22 protein-coding genes are annotated in these 21,858 nt (G+C 62.2%); all 22 read right to left on the bottom strand.

Annotated elements, in window-relative coordinates:
* On the bottom strand, nucleotides 1-1,153 hold a 1,153-nt coding region (gene rng, locus CUC44_RS04565), incomplete at its 3' end, for a ribonuclease G (RefSeq protein WP_341866437.1).
* A 79-nt stretch (nucleotides 1,154-1,232) separates the two neighbouring features.
* Complete coding sequence (locus tag CUC44_RS04570; protein ID WP_100858795.1) at nucleotides 1,233-1,820, bottom strand: Maf family protein; 588 nt, start codon at nucleotides 1,818-1,820, stop codon at nucleotides 1,233-1,235.
* Between the two features lie 52 nt (nucleotides 1,821-1,872).
* Entirely contained in the window at nucleotides 1,873-2,358 is a 486-nt protein-coding gene (gene mreD, locus CUC44_RS04575) for a rod shape-determining protein MreD (RefSeq protein ID WP_100858796.1), read from the bottom strand.
* Entirely contained in the window at nucleotides 2,358-3,260 is a 903-nt protein-coding gene (mreC, locus tag CUC44_RS04580; RefSeq protein ID WP_100858797.1) for a rod shape-determining protein MreC, read from the bottom strand. The genes mreD and mreC overlap by 1 nt, the downstream gene beginning before the upstream one ends.
* A 41-nt stretch (nucleotides 3,261-3,301) precedes the next feature.
* The gene (locus tag CUC44_RS04585; protein WP_005308111.1) at nucleotides 3,302-4,342 is read right to left on the bottom strand and encodes a rod shape-determining protein; all 1,041 of its coding nucleotides are present in this window, start codon (nucleotides 4,340-4,342) and stop codon (nucleotides 3,302-3,304) included.
* 216 nt (nucleotides 4,343-4,558) lie between these two features.
* Nucleotides 4,559-8,359 carry a DUF6701 domain-containing protein gene (locus CUC44_RS04590; RefSeq protein WP_279627815.1) on the bottom strand — a complete coding sequence of 1,267 codons (3,801 nt, stop codon included), beginning with the start codon at nucleotides 8,357-8,359 and terminating at the stop codon, nucleotides 4,559-4,561.
* The gene (locus tag CUC44_RS04595) at nucleotides 8,356-8,820 is read right to left on the bottom strand and encodes an MSHA biogenesis protein MshP (RefSeq protein WP_425266292.1); all 465 of its coding nucleotides are present in this window, start codon (nucleotides 8,818-8,820) and stop codon (nucleotides 8,356-8,358) included. Before CUC44_RS04595 ends, CUC44_RS04590 begins: the two co-directional genes overlap by 4 nt.
* Nucleotides 8,810-9,595, bottom strand: coding sequence for a PilW family protein (locus CUC44_RS04600; RefSeq protein ID WP_100858799.1), 786 nt, complete (start codon nucleotides 9,593-9,595; stop codon nucleotides 8,810-8,812). The genes CUC44_RS04595 and CUC44_RS04600 overlap by 11 nt, the downstream gene beginning before the upstream one ends.
* Nucleotides 9,595-10,212 carry a prepilin-type N-terminal cleavage/methylation domain-containing protein gene (locus tag CUC44_RS04605; RefSeq protein ID WP_100858800.1) on the bottom strand — a complete coding sequence of 206 codons (618 nt, stop codon included), beginning with the start codon at nucleotides 10,210-10,212 and terminating at the stop codon, nucleotides 9,595-9,597. The genes CUC44_RS04600 and CUC44_RS04605 overlap by 1 nt, the downstream gene beginning before the upstream one ends.
* Nucleotides 10,199-10,684 carry a type IV pilin protein gene (locus tag CUC44_RS04610; RefSeq protein WP_100858801.1) on the bottom strand — a complete coding sequence of 162 codons (486 nt, stop codon included), beginning with the start codon at nucleotides 10,682-10,684 and terminating at the stop codon, nucleotides 10,199-10,201. The genes CUC44_RS04605 and CUC44_RS04610 overlap by 14 nt, the downstream gene beginning before the upstream one ends.
* Before the next feature lie 56 nt (nucleotides 10,685-10,740).
* Nucleotides 10,741-11,184, bottom strand: a complete 444-nt coding sequence (locus tag CUC44_RS04615) for a prepilin-type N-terminal cleavage/methylation domain-containing protein (protein ID WP_100858802.1) — start codon at nucleotides 11,182-11,184, stop codon at nucleotides 10,741-10,743.
* 18 nt (nucleotides 11,185-11,202) lie between these two features.
* The gene (locus tag CUC44_RS04620) at nucleotides 11,203-11,862 is read right to left on the bottom strand and encodes a prepilin-type N-terminal cleavage/methylation domain-containing protein (RefSeq protein WP_100858803.1); all 660 of its coding nucleotides are present in this window, start codon (nucleotides 11,860-11,862) and stop codon (nucleotides 11,203-11,205) included.
* Between the two features lie 72 nt (nucleotides 11,863-11,934).
* Nucleotides 11,935-12,399, bottom strand: coding sequence for a hypothetical protein (locus CUC44_RS04625; protein WP_100858804.1), 465 nt, complete (start codon nucleotides 12,397-12,399; stop codon nucleotides 11,935-11,937).
* Between the two features lie 45 nt (nucleotides 12,400-12,444).
* Nucleotides 12,445-13,668, bottom strand: coding sequence for a type II secretion system F family protein (locus CUC44_RS04630; RefSeq protein ID WP_100858805.1), 1,224 nt, complete (start codon nucleotides 13,666-13,668; stop codon nucleotides 12,445-12,447).
* A 3-nt stretch (nucleotides 13,669-13,671) separates the two neighbouring features.
* Complete coding sequence (gene mshE, locus CUC44_RS04635; protein WP_100858806.1) at nucleotides 13,672-15,384, bottom strand: MSHA fimbrial ATPase MshE; 1,713 nt, start codon at nucleotides 15,382-15,384, stop codon at nucleotides 13,672-13,674.
* A 31-nt stretch (nucleotides 15,385-15,415) separates the two neighbouring features.
* Complete coding sequence (locus tag CUC44_RS04640; RefSeq protein WP_167388775.1) at nucleotides 15,416-16,552, bottom strand: tetratricopeptide repeat protein; 1,137 nt, start codon at nucleotides 16,550-16,552, stop codon at nucleotides 15,416-15,418.
* Nucleotides 16,549-17,439 carry an ExeA family protein gene (locus CUC44_RS04645; RefSeq protein ID WP_100858807.1) on the bottom strand — a complete coding sequence of 297 codons (891 nt, stop codon included), beginning with the start codon at nucleotides 17,437-17,439 and terminating at the stop codon, nucleotides 16,549-16,551. The genes CUC44_RS04640 and CUC44_RS04645 overlap by 4 nt, the downstream gene beginning before the upstream one ends.
* Nucleotides 17,440-17,572: 133 nt before the next feature.
* Nucleotides 17,573-19,255: a pilus (MSHA type) biogenesis protein MshL gene (gene mshL, locus CUC44_RS04650; protein WP_100858808.1), complete on the bottom strand. Its 1,683-nt coding sequence runs from the start codon at nucleotides 19,253-19,255 to the stop codon at nucleotides 17,573-17,575.
* A 71-nt stretch (nucleotides 19,256-19,326) separates the two neighbouring features.
* Complete coding sequence (locus CUC44_RS04655) at nucleotides 19,327-19,674, bottom strand: SctD/MshK family protein (protein ID WP_100858871.1); 348 nt, start codon at nucleotides 19,672-19,674, stop codon at nucleotides 19,327-19,329.
* A gap of 7 nt (nucleotides 19,675-19,681) precedes the next feature.
* Nucleotides 19,682-20,329, bottom strand: coding sequence for a type 4a pilus biogenesis protein PilO (pilO, locus tag CUC44_RS04660; RefSeq protein WP_100858809.1), 648 nt, complete (start codon nucleotides 20,327-20,329; stop codon nucleotides 19,682-19,684).
* Nucleotides 20,329-20,922 carry a PilN domain-containing protein gene (locus CUC44_RS04665; protein WP_100858810.1) on the bottom strand — a complete coding sequence of 198 codons (594 nt, stop codon included), beginning with the start codon at nucleotides 20,920-20,922 and terminating at the stop codon, nucleotides 20,329-20,331. The genes pilO and CUC44_RS04665 overlap by 1 nt, the downstream gene beginning before the upstream one ends.
* Complete coding sequence (locus tag CUC44_RS04670) at nucleotides 20,922-21,785, bottom strand: type IV pilus biogenesis protein PilM (protein WP_100858811.1); 864 nt, start codon at nucleotides 21,783-21,785, stop codon at nucleotides 20,922-20,924. The genes CUC44_RS04665 and CUC44_RS04670 overlap by 1 nt, the downstream gene beginning before the upstream one ends.
* Nucleotides 21,786-21,858 lie beyond the last annotated feature (73 nt).

Genomic DNA, 21,858 nt, shown 5'->3' on the forward strand with positions numbered 1-21,858 from the left:
GGCCGAGCTGGGAGAAACCATTGACGTTAGTCTTGGCGCGATCCTTTGCCAGCGCCAGCTCCAGGCTGTGCAGCACCCGGCGGCGATGATCCTCTGACTGCATGTCGATGAAATCGAGGATGATGATGCCGCCGAGGTTACGCAGGCGCAGGTGACGCGCGATGGCGGCGGTCGCCTCGACGTTGGTGTTGAAGATGGTCTCTTCCAGATTGCGATGGCCGACGAAGGCCCCGGTGTTGATGTCCACCGTGGTCATGGCTTCGGTCTGATCGATGATGAGGTAGCCGCCGGATTTGAGCTCCACCTTGCGCTCGAGGGCGCGCTGGATCTCATTCTCCACGTCGTAGAGATCGAAGATGGGGGAGTCGCCTAGGTAGTACTCCAGCTTGTTGGCAAGCTCGGGCACATACTCCTCGGTGAAGCGCTTGAGCTGATCGAAGCTCTGGCGGGAATCGACCCGGATCTTGTCGAGCTCGGTGCCGACGAAGTCGCGCACCACCCGAAACGCCAGGCTGGGATCCTCGTACAGGATCTTGCAGGGCGGGTACTTCTGCTTGCGCTCCAGGATCTTGCGCCACAGCCGCTTGAGGAAGGCGGCGTCCTGTTCCAGCTCCTGCTCCCCCACCCCTTCGGCGGCAGTGCGGATGATGTAGCCGCCGAGATCGTCAACATAGCCGGCCACGGTGCGCTTGAGACGCTCGCGCTCCGCCTCCGACTCAATGCGCTGGGAAACCCCCACATGCGCACTCCCCGGCATAAATACCAGGTAACGGGAAGGCAAGGTGATGTCGGTGGTGAGGCGAGCGCCCTTGGTGCCCAGGGGATCTTTCACCACCTGCACCATGATGTCCTGCCCCTGGCGCACCAGCTCGGCGATGTTGCCGGCCTGGAACTGCTCCTTCTCCTTGATCGCCACGCACTCTGTGTGGGGCACTATGTCGGAGGCGTGCAGGAAGGCGGCCTTGTCCATGCCGATGTCGACGAAGGCGGCCTGCATACCGGGCAGCACCCGGCTGATCTTGCCCTTGTAGATGTTGCCCACTATGCCGCGCTTGGCCTGACGCTCTACGTGCACTTCCTGCAGCAGACCGTTCTCGACCAGGGCGACCCGGGTCTCGGAGGGGGTGACGTTCACCAGCAGTTCGACTGACATAAGTTACCTTGCCTTTCTAGTTTTGAATTCTGGCACGACGAACAACGGGTAACTCAGCAGCACGCTGCTGACGGGAGGATTACCGGGTCTGCTCGAGGTGCTGCTTGATCAACAGATCCGTTTCCAGCAGGGGCAGGCCGACCACGGCGCTGTAGCTCCCCTCGAGCCGGCTGACAAACTTGCCGGCGATGCCTTGAATGGCATAGGCCCCGGCCTTGTCACAGGGCTCACCGGTGCGCCAATAGGCTTCGATCTCGGCCTCATCCAGCTTGCGAAACGCCACATTGGTGGTGACCAGGCGCACGTCGCAGCGCTCCGGGGTGGCCAGGGCCACCGCCGTCATCACCTGATGCACCTTGCCGGAGAGTGATTCCAGCATGTCTTTCGCGTCGAGCAGATCGGACGGCTTCTCCAGCACCCTGTCCCCCAGCACCACTATGGTGTCGGCGCCCAGCACCGGCAGCGCCGTCGGGGCGGCGGCCACACCGGCCATCGCCTTGTCACGGGCGAGCCGGCAGACGTAGTCCTGGGGCTTCTCGCCCGCTTCACGCTGCTCGGGCACATCCAGCTTGAGCACCTCGAAGCGGTAGCCCAGCCGGGTCAGCAGTTCGTGCCGACGGGGGGAGCCCGAGGCGAGATACAGTTGCAGTTCGTTGTGCTTGTTCATATTCGCTTAAATGAGATGAGGTACGGTTACAATTTGTTGTTTTTGCTCATGTTCACTTGATATTGAAGTGACGGCGCACCTTGCGCAAGACCATAAAAATCCAGGGCCATATTAACATCGTTGTCAACGTCGACCAAAAATAGGCGAAATTCAGGCTGGCGCGGCTGAACAGGTGCTCGGCCCAGAACACGGTGATCTTGCCCACCAGGGAAAGCAGGCCGATGATCAGCGCCTGCTGCCAGAGGGAGAAGTTACGGATCTTCTGGAACTGGAACGCCGCCAGATAGGTGGTGATGGCCATGGCCATGGCCCGCACCCCGAGGGTGCTGCCAAGCAGCACATCCAGCAGCAGGCCCGCCACCCAGGCGGTGCCGACATTGGTTCTGTGGGGCAACGCCAGCGCCCAGTAGATGAGCACCATGGCGAGCCAGTCCGGCCTGAAAGGCTCGAATTGAAACGGAAGCGGCAGGATCGACAGACACAAGGTCAGCAGGATCGAGACCCAGATCCAGATCCTGCCGCTGGCGGGTTGCAACATCAGCGTGTCGCCCCCGCCGCCGAGGTGGCTGGTGCCGCGGAGGCAGCCGGTGCCAGGGCATCCTTGTCGTGCACTTCCGGCTTCTTGTCGGTCCAGAGCAGCAGCAGATAACGCAAGCGATCGAGGGCGACCAGGGGCTTGGCCTCGATCTGGGCGAACGGCTTGCCTTCCACGTAATCGGATCGAGTCACGGTCGCCACCGGATAACCTTCCGGGAAGCGGCCGCCGAGGCCCGAGGTGACCAGCAGATCGCCGACCTGCACATCCGTGTTGCGCGGCAGGTTGCGCAGCTCCAGCTTGTCCAGCTCGCCACTGCCGGAGGCGATGGCACGCAGGTCGTTGCGCAGCACCCGCACCGGAATGCCGTGGCTGGAGTCTGTGATGAGCAGCACCCGACTGGTGGTGGAGCCCACGTGCAGCACCTGGCCGACCACCCCCTGATCGTTGATCACCGGCTGGCCGTTGTAGACACCATCCAGCGCCCCCTTGTTGATCAGCACCTGATGGCTGAAGGGGTCGGAATCCACCGACAGCAGCTCGGCCACCATCTTGCGGGACTCTTTGTGCACAGGGGAACCGAGCAGCTCACGCAGACGCTGGTTCTCGTGCTCCAGCTGATCCAGCTTGAGCAGGCGCGAGCGCAGGGTGAACAACTGTTGTTCCTGCTGCTTGGTCTGCTCGATGAGGCTGGAACGGGTCTGCACCTGGGTCGACATGGTGTCGAGCAGAGTGCCGGGCGCGTTGGCTATGTATTGCAGCGGACTGACGAGAGAACTCAGATAGACGCGGACGTGCGTGAACACACCGAAGCGGGAATCCGCGACGATGGCAGCAACTGAGATGATGACGGCGAGAAACAACCGTAACTGAAGCGAAGGGCCTCTACCAAAGATGGGTTTCATGAGTCGTCAAAAAAGAGCCGGCGCTCGGCCGGCTTTGGGTCTTATTCGTAGTGGAACAGATCGCCACCGTGCATATCGATCAGCTCCAGCGCCTTGCCGCCGCCACGGGCGACACAGGTGAGAGGATCTTCAGCCACGACGACCGGGATGCCGGTCTCTTCCATCAGCAGACGGTCGATGTCTTTGAGCAGGGCGCCACCACCGGTCAGCACCATGCCGCGCTCGGAGATATCGGACGCCAGCTCGGGCGGGGACTGCTCCAGGGCCACCATGACGGCGGAGACGATACCGGACAGCGGCTCTTGCAGCGCTTCCAGGATCTCGTTGGAGTTCAGGGTGAAGCTGCGCGGCACGCCCTCGGCCAGGTTGCGACCACGGACTTCGATCTCACGCACCTCTTCGCCCGGATAGGCGGAGCCGATCTCGTGCTTGATGCGCTCGGCGGTGGCTTCCCCGATCAGGCTGCCATAGTTGCGACGCACGTAGCTGATGATGGCTTCGTCAAACTTGTCGCCACCGATGCGCACGGACTGGGAGTAGACCACACCGTTCAGGGAGATGATGGCCACTTCGGTGGTACCACCACCGATATCGACCACCATGGAACCGGTCGCTTCGGAGACCGGCAGGCCGGCACCGATGGCGGCAGCCATGGGTTCATCGATCAGGTACACCTCACGGGCGCCGGCGCCCAGTGCGGATTCCTTGATGGCACGGCGCTCAACCTGAGTAGAGCCGCACGGCACGCACACCAGCACTCGGGGGCTGGGGCGGAAATAGTTGTTGTCGTGAACCTGCTTGATGAAGTGCTGCAGCATCTTCTCGGTCACGTAGAAATCGGCGATGACGCCGTCTTTCATCGGACGGATGGCGGAGATGTTGCCTGGGGTACGACCCAGCATCTGCTTGGCGGCATGACCGACAGCAGCGACCGATTTGGCGTTCCCGCGCTCTTGGCGAATGGCGACAACTGAGGGTTCGTTAAGGACGATCCCTTGATCTTTTACGTAGATCAGGGTGTTGGCAGTTCCCAAGTCGATCGACAGATCGTTGGAAAAGACGCCTCTGAGCTTTTTGAACATGGCTACGGGAAATCCTAAGAATTTGGAGGTGCAGAAAACCGGCTAACTTTACCAATGCCCACCCCAATGGGCAAGCGCTCAAACTGTCGCCAATCAATCAGGCGCGACAAAAATGCGAGTCATCACTCACTCGCACAGGCCGACAAACACTAAGAAACAAGGAGATAAGGTGTTGGCTTATGCCAAAGCGACCCTCTCCCCATCAACATATCAATTTCAGGGCATCACTTCGCGGCGATAAATAATCCGATCATTGCCCCGATCCCGACCAAAGATCGCCATGCCCGTCAGGTGATCCGCGGTCGCAGGATCCGCCAACCAGGTCGGCGCCAGGGGTTGCAGCGGCTGTTTCTCCAGCACGATTTGATAGGGAATGCGCACCGCCTGATTGGGCGGCGCGAAGTGGAAGCGAGTCTCACCGCCATTGAAACCGACCTGAGTACCGCCCGGAGCCAGATTGCCGAGGCCAAGACGAATGCGGGTGCCGTCTTTGAGGACCAGATCCCCCGTCGCGGCGTCATAGCGTTGATCCGCATCGGTGAAAACGATGCCGCCACCCGCCAAGGAGATCTGGCTGCAGGCATTCTGCTGGCTGCAGACATCCTGCTGGTTGACCCGCCACAGGCCCCCTTCGAAATATTGCACCTGCAGGGGCAGCGCCAGCGGGGCGCTGTCGACCCCCTGACGAGTGCTGGCCAGCAGGCGGCCATAGTAAGCGATCATGGTGTCGCCCGCGCCTTTCGGAATGGAGAGCTGCCTGGCGGTGCAGTTCACCCCGCTCTGGCAGCTGCCGCTGACGGCCGGATTCATGTTCCGATCGCTGAGGAAGCTGGTCTCGGTGGCCTCACCATCCCCTACCTTGAGCCCCAGCCGCAGCAGCCGCAGTGGCTCCTCCGGCGCGGTCAGGGTCGGGGTCAACTCTCGCAGGCGCACGAAGCGGCTCTGGCCATCGAAAGTGGTCTGCCCGCTCACCCAGTTTTGGCTCAGTGGATCCAGCCGGTTGGATCTGTCGACCCCGTCCTGATTGTTGCCGGCCACCAGGGAAATCACCCCCTTGGCAAAGGCATCCCGGTAGTTTTGGGTGACCCCACCCTGCTTGTTGCGCGCCTGCACCGTCGTCCGCACCCCAAACGGCTGACTCATATAGCTAAAACCGCCGAAGGCCGGGGTGACGCTGCCGCTCACCAAGTTGAAGTCCCAGGGCACGAAACGCCCCACCGGCGCGCTGCTGGCGGCGGGTATGGTGTAGCCGAAATAGCCCGTTGATACTGTGCTTCCCTCTGGCGACGTTGCCACCGGTGGCGTCGCCGTCATCCGGAAGACCCCGACTTCGTTGAGCGACTGGGTGACAGTATTGAGGTTGTTGCTGGTCGAAATGACGTGGTTATAGCTGGTCTTGCCGACAACTGCCTCGACACCGGGTTTGGGGGCCACCAGCCGGCTGCCGAGGGCAATATTGGCCAAGGCGAAGTTGGGGGTGGGCAGGTTGCCGCTGCACAGATCCCCGTCGTTATCGGCCTGCCAGGCCATGGCCGCTATGGTCAGCGGGAAATCTTCCCCTGTTCTCTTGAACAGGGGGCAACTGCTGCTCCCTGCCGTGCAGACCCCCTGGGTGGGCGTGATGCAGAGCCCGACCGGGCGACTGACAAAGAGATCTGAGCCCGTCATCACCAGACCCGCGGTATCCCCGCTGCCATCGTGGCGGGCATTGAGCCGCATCTGGCCCGCATCCGGGTAATTCACCGTCAGCGTGGTCTCACCCTTGGCATCGAAGCTCAGATTGCTGGCGGTGGCCGCCCCTTGCGAGGTGGCGATGGCATTGCCGTTGACCGTCACCTTGCTGCCGAAGGTATTGCTCGCCGGGCTGACATAGTCGCTCCAGAAGCTGACCGGCTTGCTCACGCTGGCGAAGCTCGGCACGCACAGCTGGGTCGCGTTGTCCTTTCTGACCGCCTTCATCACCACCTGTTGTGGTTTGTTGGCCAGGGTATCCAGCACATCGAACACAAAGCCGCTATCGGCAAAGCTCAAAGTACAAGCTGCGGTGCTCAGGGCGCCGCTACCCGCCTGGCATAAGGTGGTACTGAGCGGTTTGGTGGAGGGAATAGAGCCACTCACCCCCACCGTCATGGCGCTCGCCAGATTGTTGCGAAGCTGCAAGGTGGTGGATCCGCCGCTGAAGGTTACGGTGGCGGCGTTGCCGTTATAGGTCACCTGATCGCTCGCCACCCAGCCGTTGCTGCCATTTTTAAGCGGTGTCAGGGTGGCGCTCACCTGGTCCGTGATGAGCTGGCTGCAACTGGCGTTGGCACAGGCACGTATGGTCAGGGTCTCGGGGTTGCAGGTCAGGGCATTGCCGCTGTGAACGAACTCGAAGTGATCGATCTGAGTGCCTACTGGGCTGGAATTGAGGGCACAGATCTGGACGTTGTCGAGTTCGTGGAAATTGGTCACCGAGCCGGTAGAACCGGTCAACGACAGCAGGAAATTGGCAGGCACTGCCGCTTGGCCTGTCTGATTCACCATATTGATGGGACCCACCAGCGTGCTGTAACCAGAGCCCGTGTTCCGTTCTACGGAGGCAAGTGAACTCCCTGCGGTCCGAGAATCGACCGTAATACGGTAGCGATGGGGACGATTGCTATTGGTTCCGCTATCGACTGCCGGGTTCAGGTTGCTCGCCGTACCCGCCAGATAACGGTAACCCGAGGTTCCCGAACTGGCGCTGGATCCACGAATAGACACGGCCTGAGGGCGAGACCCAGGATTGTAGGATCCTCCTTCGTTAGAGTAGTTACCGTACTCGTCAAGACCGACCCCCATCCAGCCCCCGGCAAAACCACTGATCCCGGTCTTGAATCCATATCCCAGCGGGCCGCCGAATGCCCCGGGCTGGGGAGTGATCGTCGCATCGGATAGCACCACCGCCATGCCGTCTGCCCCACTCGAACCGGAGGTCTTGTAGGCATACTGATCGAACTCTATGGTTACCAGATTATTGGCCCCCGGGAAGAGGCGCTGGAAGGTCGCGGACGTTGCCTGATTGGTGGTGTTTTGGGTCAATCGCAAACGACCATTTTGCACCGATGGCAGAGTACTGTTGTTGCGTTGCGCCACCACCCAGCTGTTGCTCAGGGTGCTGGAAGAGAAATCATCGCTAAAGCAGGTGAGAAGGGGTTCGCCATCGTCATAGATGACCTTGCTGCTCCCCTTGAGGTTGACGTTTTTGGCGCTCAATTGGCCACGTAGCACTACCTGATTCTCGAGGGTGGCATCCCCTTCCGCATAATAGGTACCGGCCAGTTGATCGCTGCCGGTGAGGGTAATACTGCCAACCACATAGGCTTTGAAAGCGGAACCCGTCTGCAGTTGTGAGTCGTTATGGGCCGTAATATTGCCCTTCACATAAAACGAGGTGGTGCCGCTGCCGACCAGCTTGATGAGACTGCCCCCCGTCAGGGTCAGATCCCCTTCGATGATGTAGGTCTTGCCTGCGGTCAGCGTCATGATGCCGCCATTTTGCATGGTCACGCTCTTGATGACATAGGTACTGTAACTGTCCGAGAAGCTGACGTTGCCAGAGCCACTGGCACCGACCGATCCATCTATGGTCAGGCTACCCAGATCCCAGCGACTGCTGCTGGCGGCCTTGCCGTAGTTGGGGGTGATTCCCAAGATGACAGTGGGGGTCGTCCAGTTGGCGACCGTGTAACTGGCGGAATCCGTTGTGCCAGGGAAGGTGGGGCGGGCCTGTTTCAGGCTGGCAACACCGGTTATCTGGCACTTGCCCGCACCACAGGCCTGCGAACTCATCTCATAGTCATAGCCTGTGACCTGCTTGAAGCAGACCTCGAGGCCGTTGTAACCCTCTACCCTGGCGCCGGACTGCATATAAAGCGTACCCGCGGAGTCGTGACTCTGGATGGGGCCAGGGAAGATGCTGTTGCAGTCCAGTGCTGCCTGGGCGGGCAGGCCCATCAACAACAGAATCACGGCTGCACAGAGGCGGCGTATCATGGATTCACTCCATCGAAGGCTTCCGCCACCAGGGTACGGCTGACGGCAAAGTCCGGGTTTGGGCCACTATTGGTTCCCGGGTCGCCGCAGCGTCCCTCGCTGCTGAAGCGATAGCCGATCTGGCTGATACCGGCCGCACTCACCGGGAGCTGGGTGCAACTGACACTGGCTTGGCAGCCCACCAACCCAGCATCGGTGAAATTGAGCGTCAAGGAGGCGCAGGTTTGTCCTTGCCATTTGCCATTGGGATAGAGTCGATAGAGGGCGATTTCCAGCCCGCTCTGGGCCGCCATCAGGGCCCGTACCCCGCGCACCTCCGCCGTGTGCTTCTCAGCGCTGTCCATCAGGAAGCGGCCCATGGCCGCCGCCAGCAGGGCCATGATAACGATGACAAACAGCGCTATCATGATGGCGCTGCCGTGCTGACGCGCCTTGCTGGGAATTGAAGGCCTAAGGAACATTGAGGATCTCCAACTTGTGGTTGAAGCTGACGCTCTCGCCACGCTGCTCGAGTACCAGCCGCAGCCCCACCTCGCTCTGGCTGAAGGCGACGGGGTCCCGATAGAAGTAGTAGTCCGCGGGGCGAATATGTTCGGCCATCAACTGGGTGGTCTCGTTACTGCTCAGACTGCTGCTGAGGGGTTTGGCCATTTGCCACAGGCTCCCCCCTCTTATGCAATAGAGCACCTGCTGGTTGGCAAAATAGATGCGCTGGCCCGGGGAGTCCTTGGCAAAGCTGGCGGCAAGGGTCAGCGGTAGGGCCCCGGACACGACAGCTCCGACGCCGGTCACTTTGGCAGTGCAACGCCCCTGCAAACAGTCATTATTCAGCATTATTTTGCTGTCAAATGTGGTGTAAGGCAGCGGGTATACGATGGCCAAGTCATTTTCTGCAGGCAATTTGGCTGGCGTGATGATGCGCAGCGCCGTGCTCGCCGCCGGCCCCAGATAGCGGCTGGCGGTGGCGATGGGCCAGAAGCGCAGACAGCCCCCCTGCTCCACCAGGCCGCCATTGTTATCTTCCACCCGCACCGAGCCCGGCACCGCATCGCGCAGTTCGCGGTTGAGCCGCTCCAGGGCGAAACGGGCATCGCTCATCAGCTGCTCGCGACTGCTGGCATCCCCGTAGATCTGGGTGCCGATGCCGATAAACTGGCTGGTGAAGGTGGCCATGATCCCGAGCAGCAGGATCACCATCACCAGTTCGATCAGGGTGAAGCCCCGCGCCGCTCGCATCAGTAGTTCCCCCGATAGAGGGCAAACGCCACCTCACTGCGATCCGGCAGCCGCACCCACAGCTCGATGCGCTTGCCGGTGGAGCAGGTGCCGCTGCAGGCTGGCAGCGGATCCTTGGTCAGATCCGCTCCGCTCACCCGGATCCGGATCCCGAACTGGCGATACTCGCTCACGTCCAGATTTGATCCGCTCTGGGCACTGAAGTAGTTGGCGGGCACCCAGCCGCCATCGCAGCTGGCCAGCCCCTTGGCACAGATGGCGCTGGTCTGGTAGTCATCTACATCGTTGAACTGGTAGGGGCGAGTCTCGCCGCTGTCCGGGCCATAGCTGGCACTGTCGGTGCAGGCCGGGTAGGTCACAGCAGGGGTGCCGGCCGTCTCGCCGCAGCGAAAACGCCCGCCGTTGTGATCCGAATGCTCATCGAAGGACTTTTGCAGCACCTCGCTCAAGAGCCGCTGGGCCAGCTGGGCCGCCCGCACCTGTTGCACCGGATCCACCGCCTTGGGTGCCTGGTTGACCAGCAAGCCCAGGATGCCGGTGAGCGCCACCGCCAGCAGCACTATGCCGACGATAAACTCGATCAGGGTGAAACCGCGGCCAGCATTACGGGAGGGCATGGATATAGCCCTCCGACTCGATACGTAGCCGGGCGCTTTCCCGGCCATCGCTCACCACCAGATCGCAGCCGCTGACGCAGCTGGCCGGGGACAAGGGGCGGCCGCTGCGCTTATCGAAACTGAAGGAGCCCAAAGGAGAGAGTGCAATCCCCCCCGTGGCGGTGACCACACGCCCTCGGACCTGCTCCGCGTTCTGGCTCCAGCCCGAGATGGGTTTGGGGGTACAGCTGCCAAGCTGGGTCAGATGGCCGAAGCGGTTGTTTTCCAGCACCAGCTGGGTGCAGCGGGCCGGCCCCTCCTGCATGTCCATGGTCTGCACCAGCCGCAGCCGGGCCACCAGCTCATCGCGCAGGGTATGGGTTTCAAAGCCGCCTTTGCCCAGCCATTTGGGCACGGCAAAGGCGGCCAGAATCCCGAGTAACAGGATCACTATCACCAGTTCTATCAGGGTGAACCCCTTGTGTATCGGCATCTGGCTTCCCATAAATAAAGAAAAAGCGAGGCCTAAGCCTCGCTTGTCAACGCTCATTACTTACAGTTCTGCAGCTCAGTTTTGAAGGGAACTGTGTCGCTGGTTGCGGCTGTGTATTTCACGGCGCAAGTATTCCCGCTGGTATTCGCAGGGACAAAGGTGGACTCAGTAGCAGTTGCGCCAGAGGCAACCCAACCATCCAGGGTCACAGCAGCAGAAATGGTGTTAGCGGTCGGGTAGCCATAAATCACCTTGACGCCAGTCATCCCCGTCAGGTCTGTGCCGCCTGCCGCAGAGGCCTTTTCCTGACCATTCAAGGCAGCCTTGCTATAGACCAGGGTAGCAGCGCTGGACAATGCAGCCTGCACACCCTGCGCGGCAGATTTCTTGGCATCATCCTGCAGATTCAGGAACTTGGGTGCGGCGGTGACCGCCAGAATGCCCAGGATGATGATCACGATCACCAGTTCGATCAGGGTAAAACCCGCCTGCTTTTTCATTACGTTTTCCTCGGTTTATCAATTGATATTGGTAATTACCTGGCCGGAGGCCGGGCGGTAACTGAAACTCATGAACTTATCCGTGCTCCCTTGCGGGTCTTGATAGCGTCCATCACTGCCCTTGCTCAGGCTGTTGACCAGATAGTAGCGGCAGACCGAATCCAGTCCGTTGCTGCTCACAGTGGCATAGAACTTCAGGTCATTGCCGCTACCGCGCACCTCATCAAAGTTGGCAGTAGCCTTGGGAGGATTCTGCAGCAAGCCCTCCCAAATAGAGAGACAGCGCTGAGCCGTCAGATTGGCCGGGTTCACGTCGGCATTGCCGCTCGCCGCCGTGTCCATGGGATACCCGGGCGAAAGCTCGCCGTTATTGACCTGGCTGTCGGTGGGCGACGTCAGGTAAAAACGCGAACCGTCGTAGAGCACGGTATTGAGGCCATCCTGCTTGGCGCGTCCTTCCGCTTCCCACTGGGCTCGCACCAGGGAGACGCCTGTCGCAAAACCACCGGACACCCCTTCGACGCTGGCCTTCTTCGCCTCGTCGGTGACATCGAGAAAACGGGGCAATGCGGTGACCGCCAGGATCCCCAGAATAACGATGACGATCACCAGTTCGATCAGGGAAAAACCCGTCATCTGACCGGGCCCGCGACCGGATATCACTCTTGTTGCTGCCATGCTGCCTCCGTAATGATCCGCATTATTTCATGCAGATAGAAAAAAATCATGTTGCCGGACCTACACGCTCACCTATTCAGCGAACGATTGCACCCGCCCATCGCCAAAGCGGTAGACAAGCCGCAGCCCATCCCAGCCAAATTCACAGCCTTCGCCATCCCGACTGGCCAATGCCTGCAGCGGTGGCAAGGCGTTCGCGTCCCGGCCAATCAGGGCCAGCCAGAGGCTGCGGCAATTGTCGGAAGGGGACTGCAGCGGCGCCACCCCGAGGGGCCAGCCCCGTTCATCGAACTGCCAGGCCACCCCTTGCGCGTGCAGCACGGCGGGTCGCCGCTCATCAAGCCAGAGTCCGTGCAGACGCTGGGCCCGCTCGGCAAACTGTTCACCCAACAGGGTCAGGCTGACCGTCAACGCCTCTTCCCTGTGGCTGCGATAACTCATGGCCAGGGTCGCCATAATGATCAGCAGCAGAGTCACCGCCAGCACGCGCCTGTATCCCCCCAGCCAGCGATCATCCTGCTCGGACTGTCTGCTCATCCTTGCTCCTACAGACCTTGGCTACATGCTCGTAATGCCGGTCACTCATGACTGACCACGCACCGCGCGCATCATGTCCCACATGGGCGTAAAGATACCGAGCGCCAGCACCAGTACCATGACCGCCACTATGCCGATCAGGATGGGTTCGATGCGGGCGGTGAGGCTCTTGAGGTCATAATCCACCTCACGCTCGTAATACTCGGCCGCCTCGTGCAGCAGGTCGTCCACCTGACCTGTCTCTTCCCCCACGGCGATCATCTGCATCACCAGGGGGGTGAACAGGCCGCTGGCCCCGGCGGTACGCAGCAGGCTCTCGCCACGCTCGATACCGGCGCGCATGTCGCGCACCCGGCCCGCCATCCAGGCGTTGTCCACAGCATCGGCCACCAAGGTCAGCGCCGTGTTGAGCGGGACCCCGGCCCTGAGCATCATGGAGAAGCTGCGGGCGAAACGCGCCAGCAGGGAGCGCTCTATGATGGTGCCGACGATGGGTAGCCTGAGTTGCCATCTGTGCCAGGTCAGCTTGCCTTGCGCCGTGGCAACCCAGCGCCGCCAACCGATGACGGCCCCCACCATAATGGCCAGCAACAGCCACCAGTAGTTGACGAAGAAGTGGGAGGTGGCGAGCAGGATCCGGGTCGCCAGCGGCAGCTCCACCCCGAACTTGGCGAACATACCGGCAAACACCGGGATCACCATGATGTTGAGGATCACCATGGCGATGCCGATGGCAATCATCACGAAGCTGGGGTAGCGCATGGCGGTCTTGATCCGCTTGCGGGTCTCCAGCTCCAGATCGAAATAGTTGGCGAGCTGCAGGAAGGCCTCCTCCAGCTGACCCGTGTTCTCGCCGACGTGGATGATGGCGACGAACAGGCTGCTGAACACCTTGGGGTGAGCCTGCATGGAACTCGACAGCGGCCGGCCGTTGCCCAGATCCTCCCCCAGCGCATGCAATGCTCGCTTGAGCGGCTTGCTGTGGGTGCTCTCCTCCAGTCCGGCGATGGCCCGCAGGATGGGGATGCCGGCCCGGGTCAGGGCATACATCTGGCGGCTGAACACCACCAGCTCCTCGAGCTTGACGCCGCCTTCCAGCAGCAGAGACCAGTCGATGCTGGCAGACTTCGCCTTGCCCGCTTTGAGCTCGGTCGGCATCACGCCGCGGCGCATCAGCTGCTCGGCGGCGGCCATTTCGCTGGCGGCCTCCAGGGTGCCGCTCACGGCATTGCCCTGGCTGTCGCGGCCCTTGTAGTTGAAGCTGCTCATGGCTTAGCCCAGATCCTCCGCGAGCCTGAGCACCTCGTCCACCGAGGTGATCCCCTCACGGGCATAGTCCAGCGCGGTCAGGGCCAAAGGCCGATAGTGCTCGTGCTCGCGCGCCGCCCGGGCGAAGCCTTCCGCATCGTTGCGGCGCAATGCATCCATCATGGGCTGATCCAGCTCCAGCAGCTCGTAGACCCCGATCCGGCCGCTGTAACCGGTGAAGTTGCAGCTCTGGCAGCCACGCCCCTTGTGATAGACGTGCTGACCCGGCGTCTCGCCACTGAGCACCCCAAGCCAGGTGGCCTGGCCTTCGTCCGGCGTGCTGCTCTCGACGCAGTGTTCGCACACCCGCCGCACCAGGCGCTGGGCCATCACGGCCCGCAGCGCGCTCGCCACCAGGTAGCCGGGCGCCCCCATGTCGATGAGGCGCAGGGCACTGGTGACCGCATCGTTGGTGTGCAGCGTGGTCAGCACCAGGTGACCCGTGATGGCGCCGCGTAGGCCTATCTCCACCGTCTCGTTGTCCCGCATCTCCCCCACCAGCAGGATGTCCGGATCCTGGCGCAGGGTGGAGCGCAGCACCTGGGAGAAGGTGAGACCTATCTTGGCGTTGACCTGCACCTGGTTGACCCGGGGCAGCCGGTATTCCACCGGATCTTCCACCGTGATGATCTTGTGGCTGGCCTGATTGAGCTCGGACAGGGCGCCATACAGGGTGGTGGTCTTGCCGCTGCCGGTGGGCCCGGTCACCAGTATCATGCCGTGGGGGCGTTTGAGCTGGCGACGGAAGCGGGTCAGGATCGCCGGCGGCATGCCGGTTTCGGCCAGCGACAAGATACCGGAGGATTGATCCAGCAGCCGCATCACCACGGATTCGCCGTATTGCACCGGCATGGTCGACATCCGCACGTCCACGTCGCGACCGCGCACCTTCATGTTGAAGCGGCCATCCTGGGGCAGCCGTTTCTCCGAGATGTCGAGCCCGGCCACCAGTTTCAGGCGCAGCACCAGCGCCTGGGCGATGCGCACCTCGTTCAAGATGTTCTCGTGCAAGATGCCGTCGATGCGCTGGCGGATGCGCAGTACCTTCTCGTCCGGCTCGATATGGATATCCGAGGCCCCCACCTGCACCGCGTCCTCGAACAGGGAGCGCAGCAGCTTGGCCACGGTCGCCTCCCCCTCGTCGGCCCCGCCGTTGAGATTGCTGGCACCGAGCTCGAAGCCGGTATCCTGATGCTCCTCGTGCAGCTGCACGGCGAAGTTCTCTATCTCCCGGGTGCGGCGATAGAGGCGGTCGAAATACTCCAGCAGCTGGCCTTCCCGCGCCACGGCGAGCACCAGCTCGCGGGGACTCAGCAGGGAGGCGATGGCGTCGAGGGCGCTCAAGTCGGCGGGATCCGACATGGCCACCGTCACCTTGTCGTCGCTCAAATTGACCGCCAGCGCACGGTAACGGCGCGCCTGCACCTCGGGCAACAGGGCCACGGCGGCGGCATCTATGGTGAGGTTGTTGAGATCGAAGAAGGGCACGTCCAGCTGGCGGGCGAGGAACTGCAGCAGCTGCACCTCGCTGATGAAGCCGAGATCGATCAGGGTGGTCCCCAGCTTGCGGCCGGTCTGACGCTGCTGCTGCAGGGCGAGCTGGAGCTGATCATCCGAGATGATCTGCTCTTGCACCAGCAGGTCGCCGAGCCGCATTTTCAGTCTGGGTTGTGCCATGCAAACTCCAAAAAAGTGAACAGTGTCCCCATCAGGGGGCGAGCTGGGCGATACGTTGTTCCAGCCAGTTGGTCGATGCCGCGCCCAGGTTGCCGTGCAACTGGGCGTTGCGATAGGCATCCAGTGCGCGCTGGCTGTGGCCCTGGCCATCTTCCGCCACGCCGAGCCCCAGCCACCAGCGGCCCTGATCCGGCTGCTGGCGCAGCAGCTTGACGTACAAGTCCGATGCCTGGGCATGCTGGCCCAGCTCCTGGGTCAGCCCGGCCCAGGTGGCGTAATAATCCAGATTGCTGGCCAGCTCAGGTTGATAGCCGGTCAGCCAGTCGAGCGCCTTGGGCTTGTCGCCGGCGCTGATGGCCACCCGGGCCAGCAACAGGCGAAAATCGGCCTGCTGCGGATCCAGTCTGAGCCCCTCTTCCAGCACCTGACCGGCCTCGGTCAGGCGGCCCTCACCGTAGAGCAGGGCGGCCAGCTGTTCGCGGGCATCCTGATTGTGAGGATCATGCACCAGCACCTGGTAGTAGTTGTCCTGCGCCTCCCGCATCTGGCCCTTGGCCATGGCGGTGGTCGCCTTGCGCTCGGCCAGGGCCGCCAGCTCGGGCTCGGAGAGATCCACGGTTTCAATCTTCAGCACCCCGGGCTTGCGCGGCGGTGCGGCGGCGGCTTGCTCGGCGGCCAGCTCGGCCTGCAGATCCGGCTGCAACTCCTCGTCGCTCGGGGTCACCTCGTCTGCCTGCATGCCTTCGAAGGCTTGCGAGTCATCGTTCTGATCTTCATCCCCGGCCAGTTCATCCTCGGCGGCGGGCACATTCGTCTCGACCGGCGGCTGAGTCGCCACGACGGGCGCCGTCTGCGAGACCGGCAGGATCACGACCGCCGGCTCCTGCATGGCCGAGAGAACTCGCGCAGCCGAAGGAACTGCCTCCATTTTGGAAACATCCACTTGTGACTGAGAGATTTCGGATGAGGCAGTGGCAATGCGCACTTGATGACTCTGTTGCCAGTATATCCAGCTACGCCAACCCAGGATGCCCAGCGCCAGCCCGCACATCAGGGTCAGCACCAGCATCCACCAGCCCTGCTGGCGCGCCGGTGCCACATAGATGGCAGCACTCTCTCCCTGTTGGCGCTGCTCCAGATCCTTGAGCATCTGATTGATCACGCTCATGACCAGACTCCGTAGGCCAGGGCGCCACCCAGTAACAACAGCAGCGGCCACCAGCGAATGAAAGAGGTACGACTGGCGTCATCGGTGTCGCGGATGGCGAGGCGCACCAGTCGGGTGCCGATATGGCGCTCACCCCGACCGTAGGCCAGCATCAGGCACTTCTGGGCCAGCACATTGATAAGCCTTGGTATTCCGCGCGACGCCCGCCACAGCAGGCGCAGGGAACGACCATCGAACAGGGCGGCACCGCGATAGCCGGAGACCTGCAGTCGATGCTCCACATAGGCGCGGGCCTCGTCAAAGCGCAGGGCACGCAGACAGTAAGAGAAACCGATGCGCTGACGCAGCTGACGCAGGTGGGGCTTGGCCAGCCGCGCATCCAGCTCAGGCTGACCGAACAGCACTATCTGCAGCAGCTTGTTTGACTCCGTCTCCAGATTGCCGAACAGCCGGATCGCCTCCAGGGTCTCGTCTGGCAGGGCCTGCGCCTCGTCAATGAGCACCACCACCCGCTGACCCTGCTGGTGCAGGGCGATCAGATGGCGGTGGATGCGATCCGTCAGATCCAGCTCGCTACCGTCCCGCACCGACAGGCCCAGCTCCAGCGCCAGGGCGGTGCGCAGCTCGGCCGGGCTGAGGTGAGGATTGGGCAGCCAGGCGAGACGCACCGGCCTCTGCTCAGAGCCGAGCTCGCTCAGCAGCTTGCGGCAGAGCAGGGTCTTGCCCGTGCCTACCTCGCCGGTCACCTTGATGAAGCCCTCCCCCTGGGCCAGCGCCCAGTTCAGCACCTGCAGGGCCTCCTCGTGGGGCGGCAACCCGTAGTAGAAACCGGTGTTCGGGGTCAGACCGAAGGGCGCCTCCTGCAAGCCGAAGTGACTCAGGTACATACGCCCTCCCTGCGCCCATCACGGCCAGTGCCGACCAGGCCGAAGGAGAACCCCCGCAAACCGACATGGCTCAGGTACATAAGGCCCCCTGTGGCCTTGGGCGGTGCATGACCAACCTATCTGCAGTCATGGCTTAACCCTTGGGCGGATACCATTTATCGAGCAGCTCGGAGGAGCGTTGCAGCTCCTTCTGCCAGGTATCTTTCTCCACCACGGTCGGCTTGAGCAGGATCACCAGCTCGACCTTCTTGGTGCTCTCGCGGCGGTTGGTAAAGGCTTCGCCCACCCAGGGAATGTCGCCGAGCAGGGGCACCTTGCTGACGATCTCCTGCTTGTCGGTCTTCATCAGGCCGCCGATGACGACGATGTCGCCGTTGTTGGCCTGCACGACTGTATCCGACTCGCGGATGGAGCTCTTGGCCAGCGGCAGCACCAGGGGATCGGCGGTGCCGACGTTGATGGTCTTGCTCTGCTCCTCGGTGTCGATGACGGAGGGGTGGATATGCAGCAGCACCCGGCCGGCCTCGTCGATCTGCGGCGTCACGTCCAGGGCGATACCGGAGAAGAAGGGGGTCAGCTCCACGTTGGGGGTGACGATGGGAGCCGAGTTGCCCGAGGTGGTGGTGGTGGTCGAGGCGTTGGTGACGAAGTATTCATCCGTACCGACCTTGATCACCGCTTTCTGGTTGTTGGTCGCGGTAACGCGCGGGCTCGACAGGGTATTCACGTCCCCCTGGGTCTTGAGCAGGCTGACCGCCACGTTGAAGTTGCCATCGGAGATGGTGAAGCCGGCGCCGCCGCCCAGGGCCCGGAAGATCTGGTTCGGAGTGCTGGCAATGGGGCTCGGCAGCAGGGAGCCGCCACCCGTGATGCCCTTGTTGCCATCCCAGGTAGCGGAGAGGCCGCTCCAGTCCACCCCCTGCTCATAGCCTTCGTTGAGGGAGACCTCGAGGATCCGCGCCTCCAGCACCACCTGGCGTTTGAGGTGCTCGCCAGACTGATCCAGGAATTCGCGCACCGCCTTGAGCTCTTTCGGGTAGGCCCGCACAGTGACCAGGCCCGCCTGCGGGCTGGTGATGATGGCGCGGCCCTCGCCGTTGCCGATCAGGGTCTGCAGGGAGTCCCGCAGATCGGTCCAGTAGTCGTTGTTGCTGTCCGTCTCGATCCGGGTGCCGTTGCTGTTGGAGTTGTTGTCACCGTTGGAGGAGGAGCCGAAGTTGTTGTTGCCGCTACTGTTGTTGTTCAGACCATTGTCGAAGTTGTTGTTATTGCCGTTATTGTTGTTGTCGTTCGCGGTCACGCCCCCTGTGCTGACCGAGGTGCGGGAGAGGCCGCGCCGCGCCATCATCAGGTAGTTGACGGGTATGGTTTCGGTACGCAGGCCGGCAGGATAGACGTGGAACACGTTGCCCTTGCGCTGCACGTCGAAACCATACATGTCGCCGACCGTCGCCAGGGCCTCCTGCAAGGTCACGTCTTTCAGCTCCACCGAGATGGAACCGGCCACCCCGGGATGCACAGCCACGCTGTAGCGGGAGCCCTTGAACAGGGAGCCGAAGAACTCGACCGCATCCACATCATGGGCGGCGATGCGCAGGCGCTTCTCGGGGACTGCCATGGGCTGGGAAGGGCGATTGAGTTGCAGCAGTTCACTCTGCACCGACGGCGGCAAGGTAGTCAGAGGCGCGGTCGGGTTCTGTTCTGCCATGGCCTGCTTGAGGGCATCTTTGGCCTGCACCGGCTCCGGATGCTTGTAGGTAGTGCAGCCCGCCACCGCCAACGCGAGGGGAAGCAGACAAAAATGGTGTTTTTTCATGTTATTAACGCACCTGACTCGCAATTAAACTCGGACAAAACCGGCCCGCGACATCCCGCGCTGGGCCCACTTCAGATTCGGACTTTGCTGCCAAACAGGGTCAGCGACTGGCGCTTCCCCGCCTTTTCCAGCACCACGGAATCGGTGCTGATGGCCACCAGCTGATAGCCGTCGATCCGCTGGCCAATGCGGTAACTCTGGCCATTGAGCACCGCCAGCGCCGGGCCATTGCCCAGAATGATGCTCTGCAATTTCGGCAAACCGGCGACCTTGCTGCCTGAGCCGGTCGTCATGCCGCTACCGGCCAGCGGCGCCGTGGGATCCTGCAGGACCTCAGCCTGTGCCGGCAGGCCGAGCAGACAGGCCAGCAGCACCAGCCAGCCGGCACCCGGCGTTGTGAGTCGTTTTGAATGGATCATCAGCCAGTTAGCCACGGATAAACTCCTTGCTGGTGCTGAGGGTGTAGATCTCCATCGACACCGTCGCCTTAGGATGTTCCACCACCCGGTAGTCAAACCCCTTCCAGTAGAAGTGACGAGGCAGGGCCTCCAGCGCCTTCAGATACTGGTAGACATCGAAGTAGCCCCCTTCCAGCTGGAGCCGGATCCCGTGCTTGAACAGGTTGGCCTTCTGCTCCCCTGCCATCAGGGGTTCGGGCTTGAGGGAGGTGAGCGCCATCATGTGCAGGTTGGCGGAGCGGGACAGCAGGGCCTCCAGCACGGCGGGCATCTCGTGGGCCGGGATAAGATCCACCGTCTGGGCCTTGAGTTCGGCGTCCAGCCTGGCGAGGCTCTCCTGCACCCGGTTCAGTTGCTCACGCACTTGCGAGTTCGGATCCCGCGCCAGTCTGGCCTGCTTGCCCTGGTTCTCGAGATCCAAGATTTCCAGATCCCGCTGGGCCGCCGTCAGTGCTTGTCTGTCTGCCGTGAGGCGGGTATCGGCGGCATCCAACCAGCCGTAGACTCCGGCGGCGCCGAGCAGGATGGCGCCGGTCAGCAGGATCAGCACCCGCTCACGCAGGCTGAGGGCGGCGACCTTCTGTGCCAGATCCTGCCATTGTTCTTTCACGTCCATCAGGGCTTCTCCTGCTCGATGCCACTGAGCTGGAAGGCCAGCTGGCCTCCCTTGTCACGGCTCAACGTCAGTTCGCCAAACTGCTTGCCCGCCAGGGACGGGGTCTGCTTGAAGCGGTTCACCCAGGCGGGCACATCCTGGCTACGCTCTGCCACGCCGGACAGGTTGATGTGGCCGTCGCTTATCTCGATCCGCTGCAGGGAGAGGCGAGGGTCACGCAGGCGGGCGAGATCCGCCATCACGCCGGCGTAACCCTTGGATTTTTGCAAGGAGAGGCTGCCAAGCTGCTGTATCAGCCCCTGTTTGGCGGTCAGCTCCTCCTGCAGGTTGGTCAACTGCTGCTGCAACTGGCCATCGGCCTGATGGCGGGCCAGCTCGGCGTCGAGACGCTGGGCCTCGCCGCGCTTGACCTCCAGCATCGCCTGCAACTGCGCCAGTTCACGGCTGACGCCCTGCTGTTGCCAGCCATACCAGAGACCGACAGCAGCCAGCAGCAACAGGCACAGGCCCCAGGCCAGCGCCATCTGGTTGAGACTGGCCCACTGGCGCTTGGGTCTGAATTCGGCGCCGTAGAGATTGATATGATGCTTCATCACTCCCTCCCGCCCAGGGCTGCACCATAGGCAGAGAGATATTCGACTCCCGCGAGGATCGCCTTGTTGGCCATGGCGGAGACAGGGAAACCGAACGCCTGCTCCAGGTGACGCACCAGGATGCCGATGGAAGAAGAGGCGATGGCGAGCTGCATCTGGCTTGGCTCAGGCAACTTGAGCTGACCCGCCAGATAGTCGAGGGAGCGCTGGATCTCGAGCGCTAGGCCGTCCAGCAGGTCGCTGTGCGGATCAAGGGCACTGGTGAGGCTGGAAAATCCGCGCAGCTGACGGGAGAAGCAGAGCCCGCCCCGGTGGAACACCAGCAGTTGCAGCTCCTGCCCCCTGGGTTGCCAGAGCAGCATGCGCACCGTCTGATCCGCCTCATAGAGGGCCGTCATGGCCAGCTCGTCGCTGACGATGGCGTCCAGGCTCGCCACTCCGTTGACCGCATCCGCCAGTTGCTGCACCCGGCTCTTGGGCACGCAGATCACGTTGATGCGCGGGCGTCCCGCGGGCGGGGTCGGCAGATCCACATAGTCCATGGCCAGTTGCAGCACGGGTTCATTGACGAAATCCTTGATGGCCCACGGCAGAGCCCCGGCCATCTCGGTATCGGGCACGGCGGGTTTGTCTATCTGGATCTGTTGATAAAGGCTGGCGGCCAGGGCGACCCGCACCTTAGACTTGGCCAGGCCATGCTGGCCAAACAACTCGCCCATGGCCTGCGGCCAGTCGTGAGGACCGTTGATGGCACGGCTGGTGAAGATGGGGGTTTGTCCCATGGCGGCCAGCAGGATGCGATCGCTGGCCAACAGGAGTCCGACCTGATGGCTGGGAGGCGAGCGGCGGAAGAGAGATTTCATCGAGACCTTTACCTGGCTGCGTGAAACGGGTTAAACCTTAACATAAACAGACTATTAGCCTCCATACTTATGA

The organism is Aeromonas lusitana, assembly GCF_002812985.1.
Lineage (GTDB): Bacteria > Pseudomonadota > Gammaproteobacteria > Enterobacterales > Aeromonadaceae > Aeromonas > Aeromonas lusitana.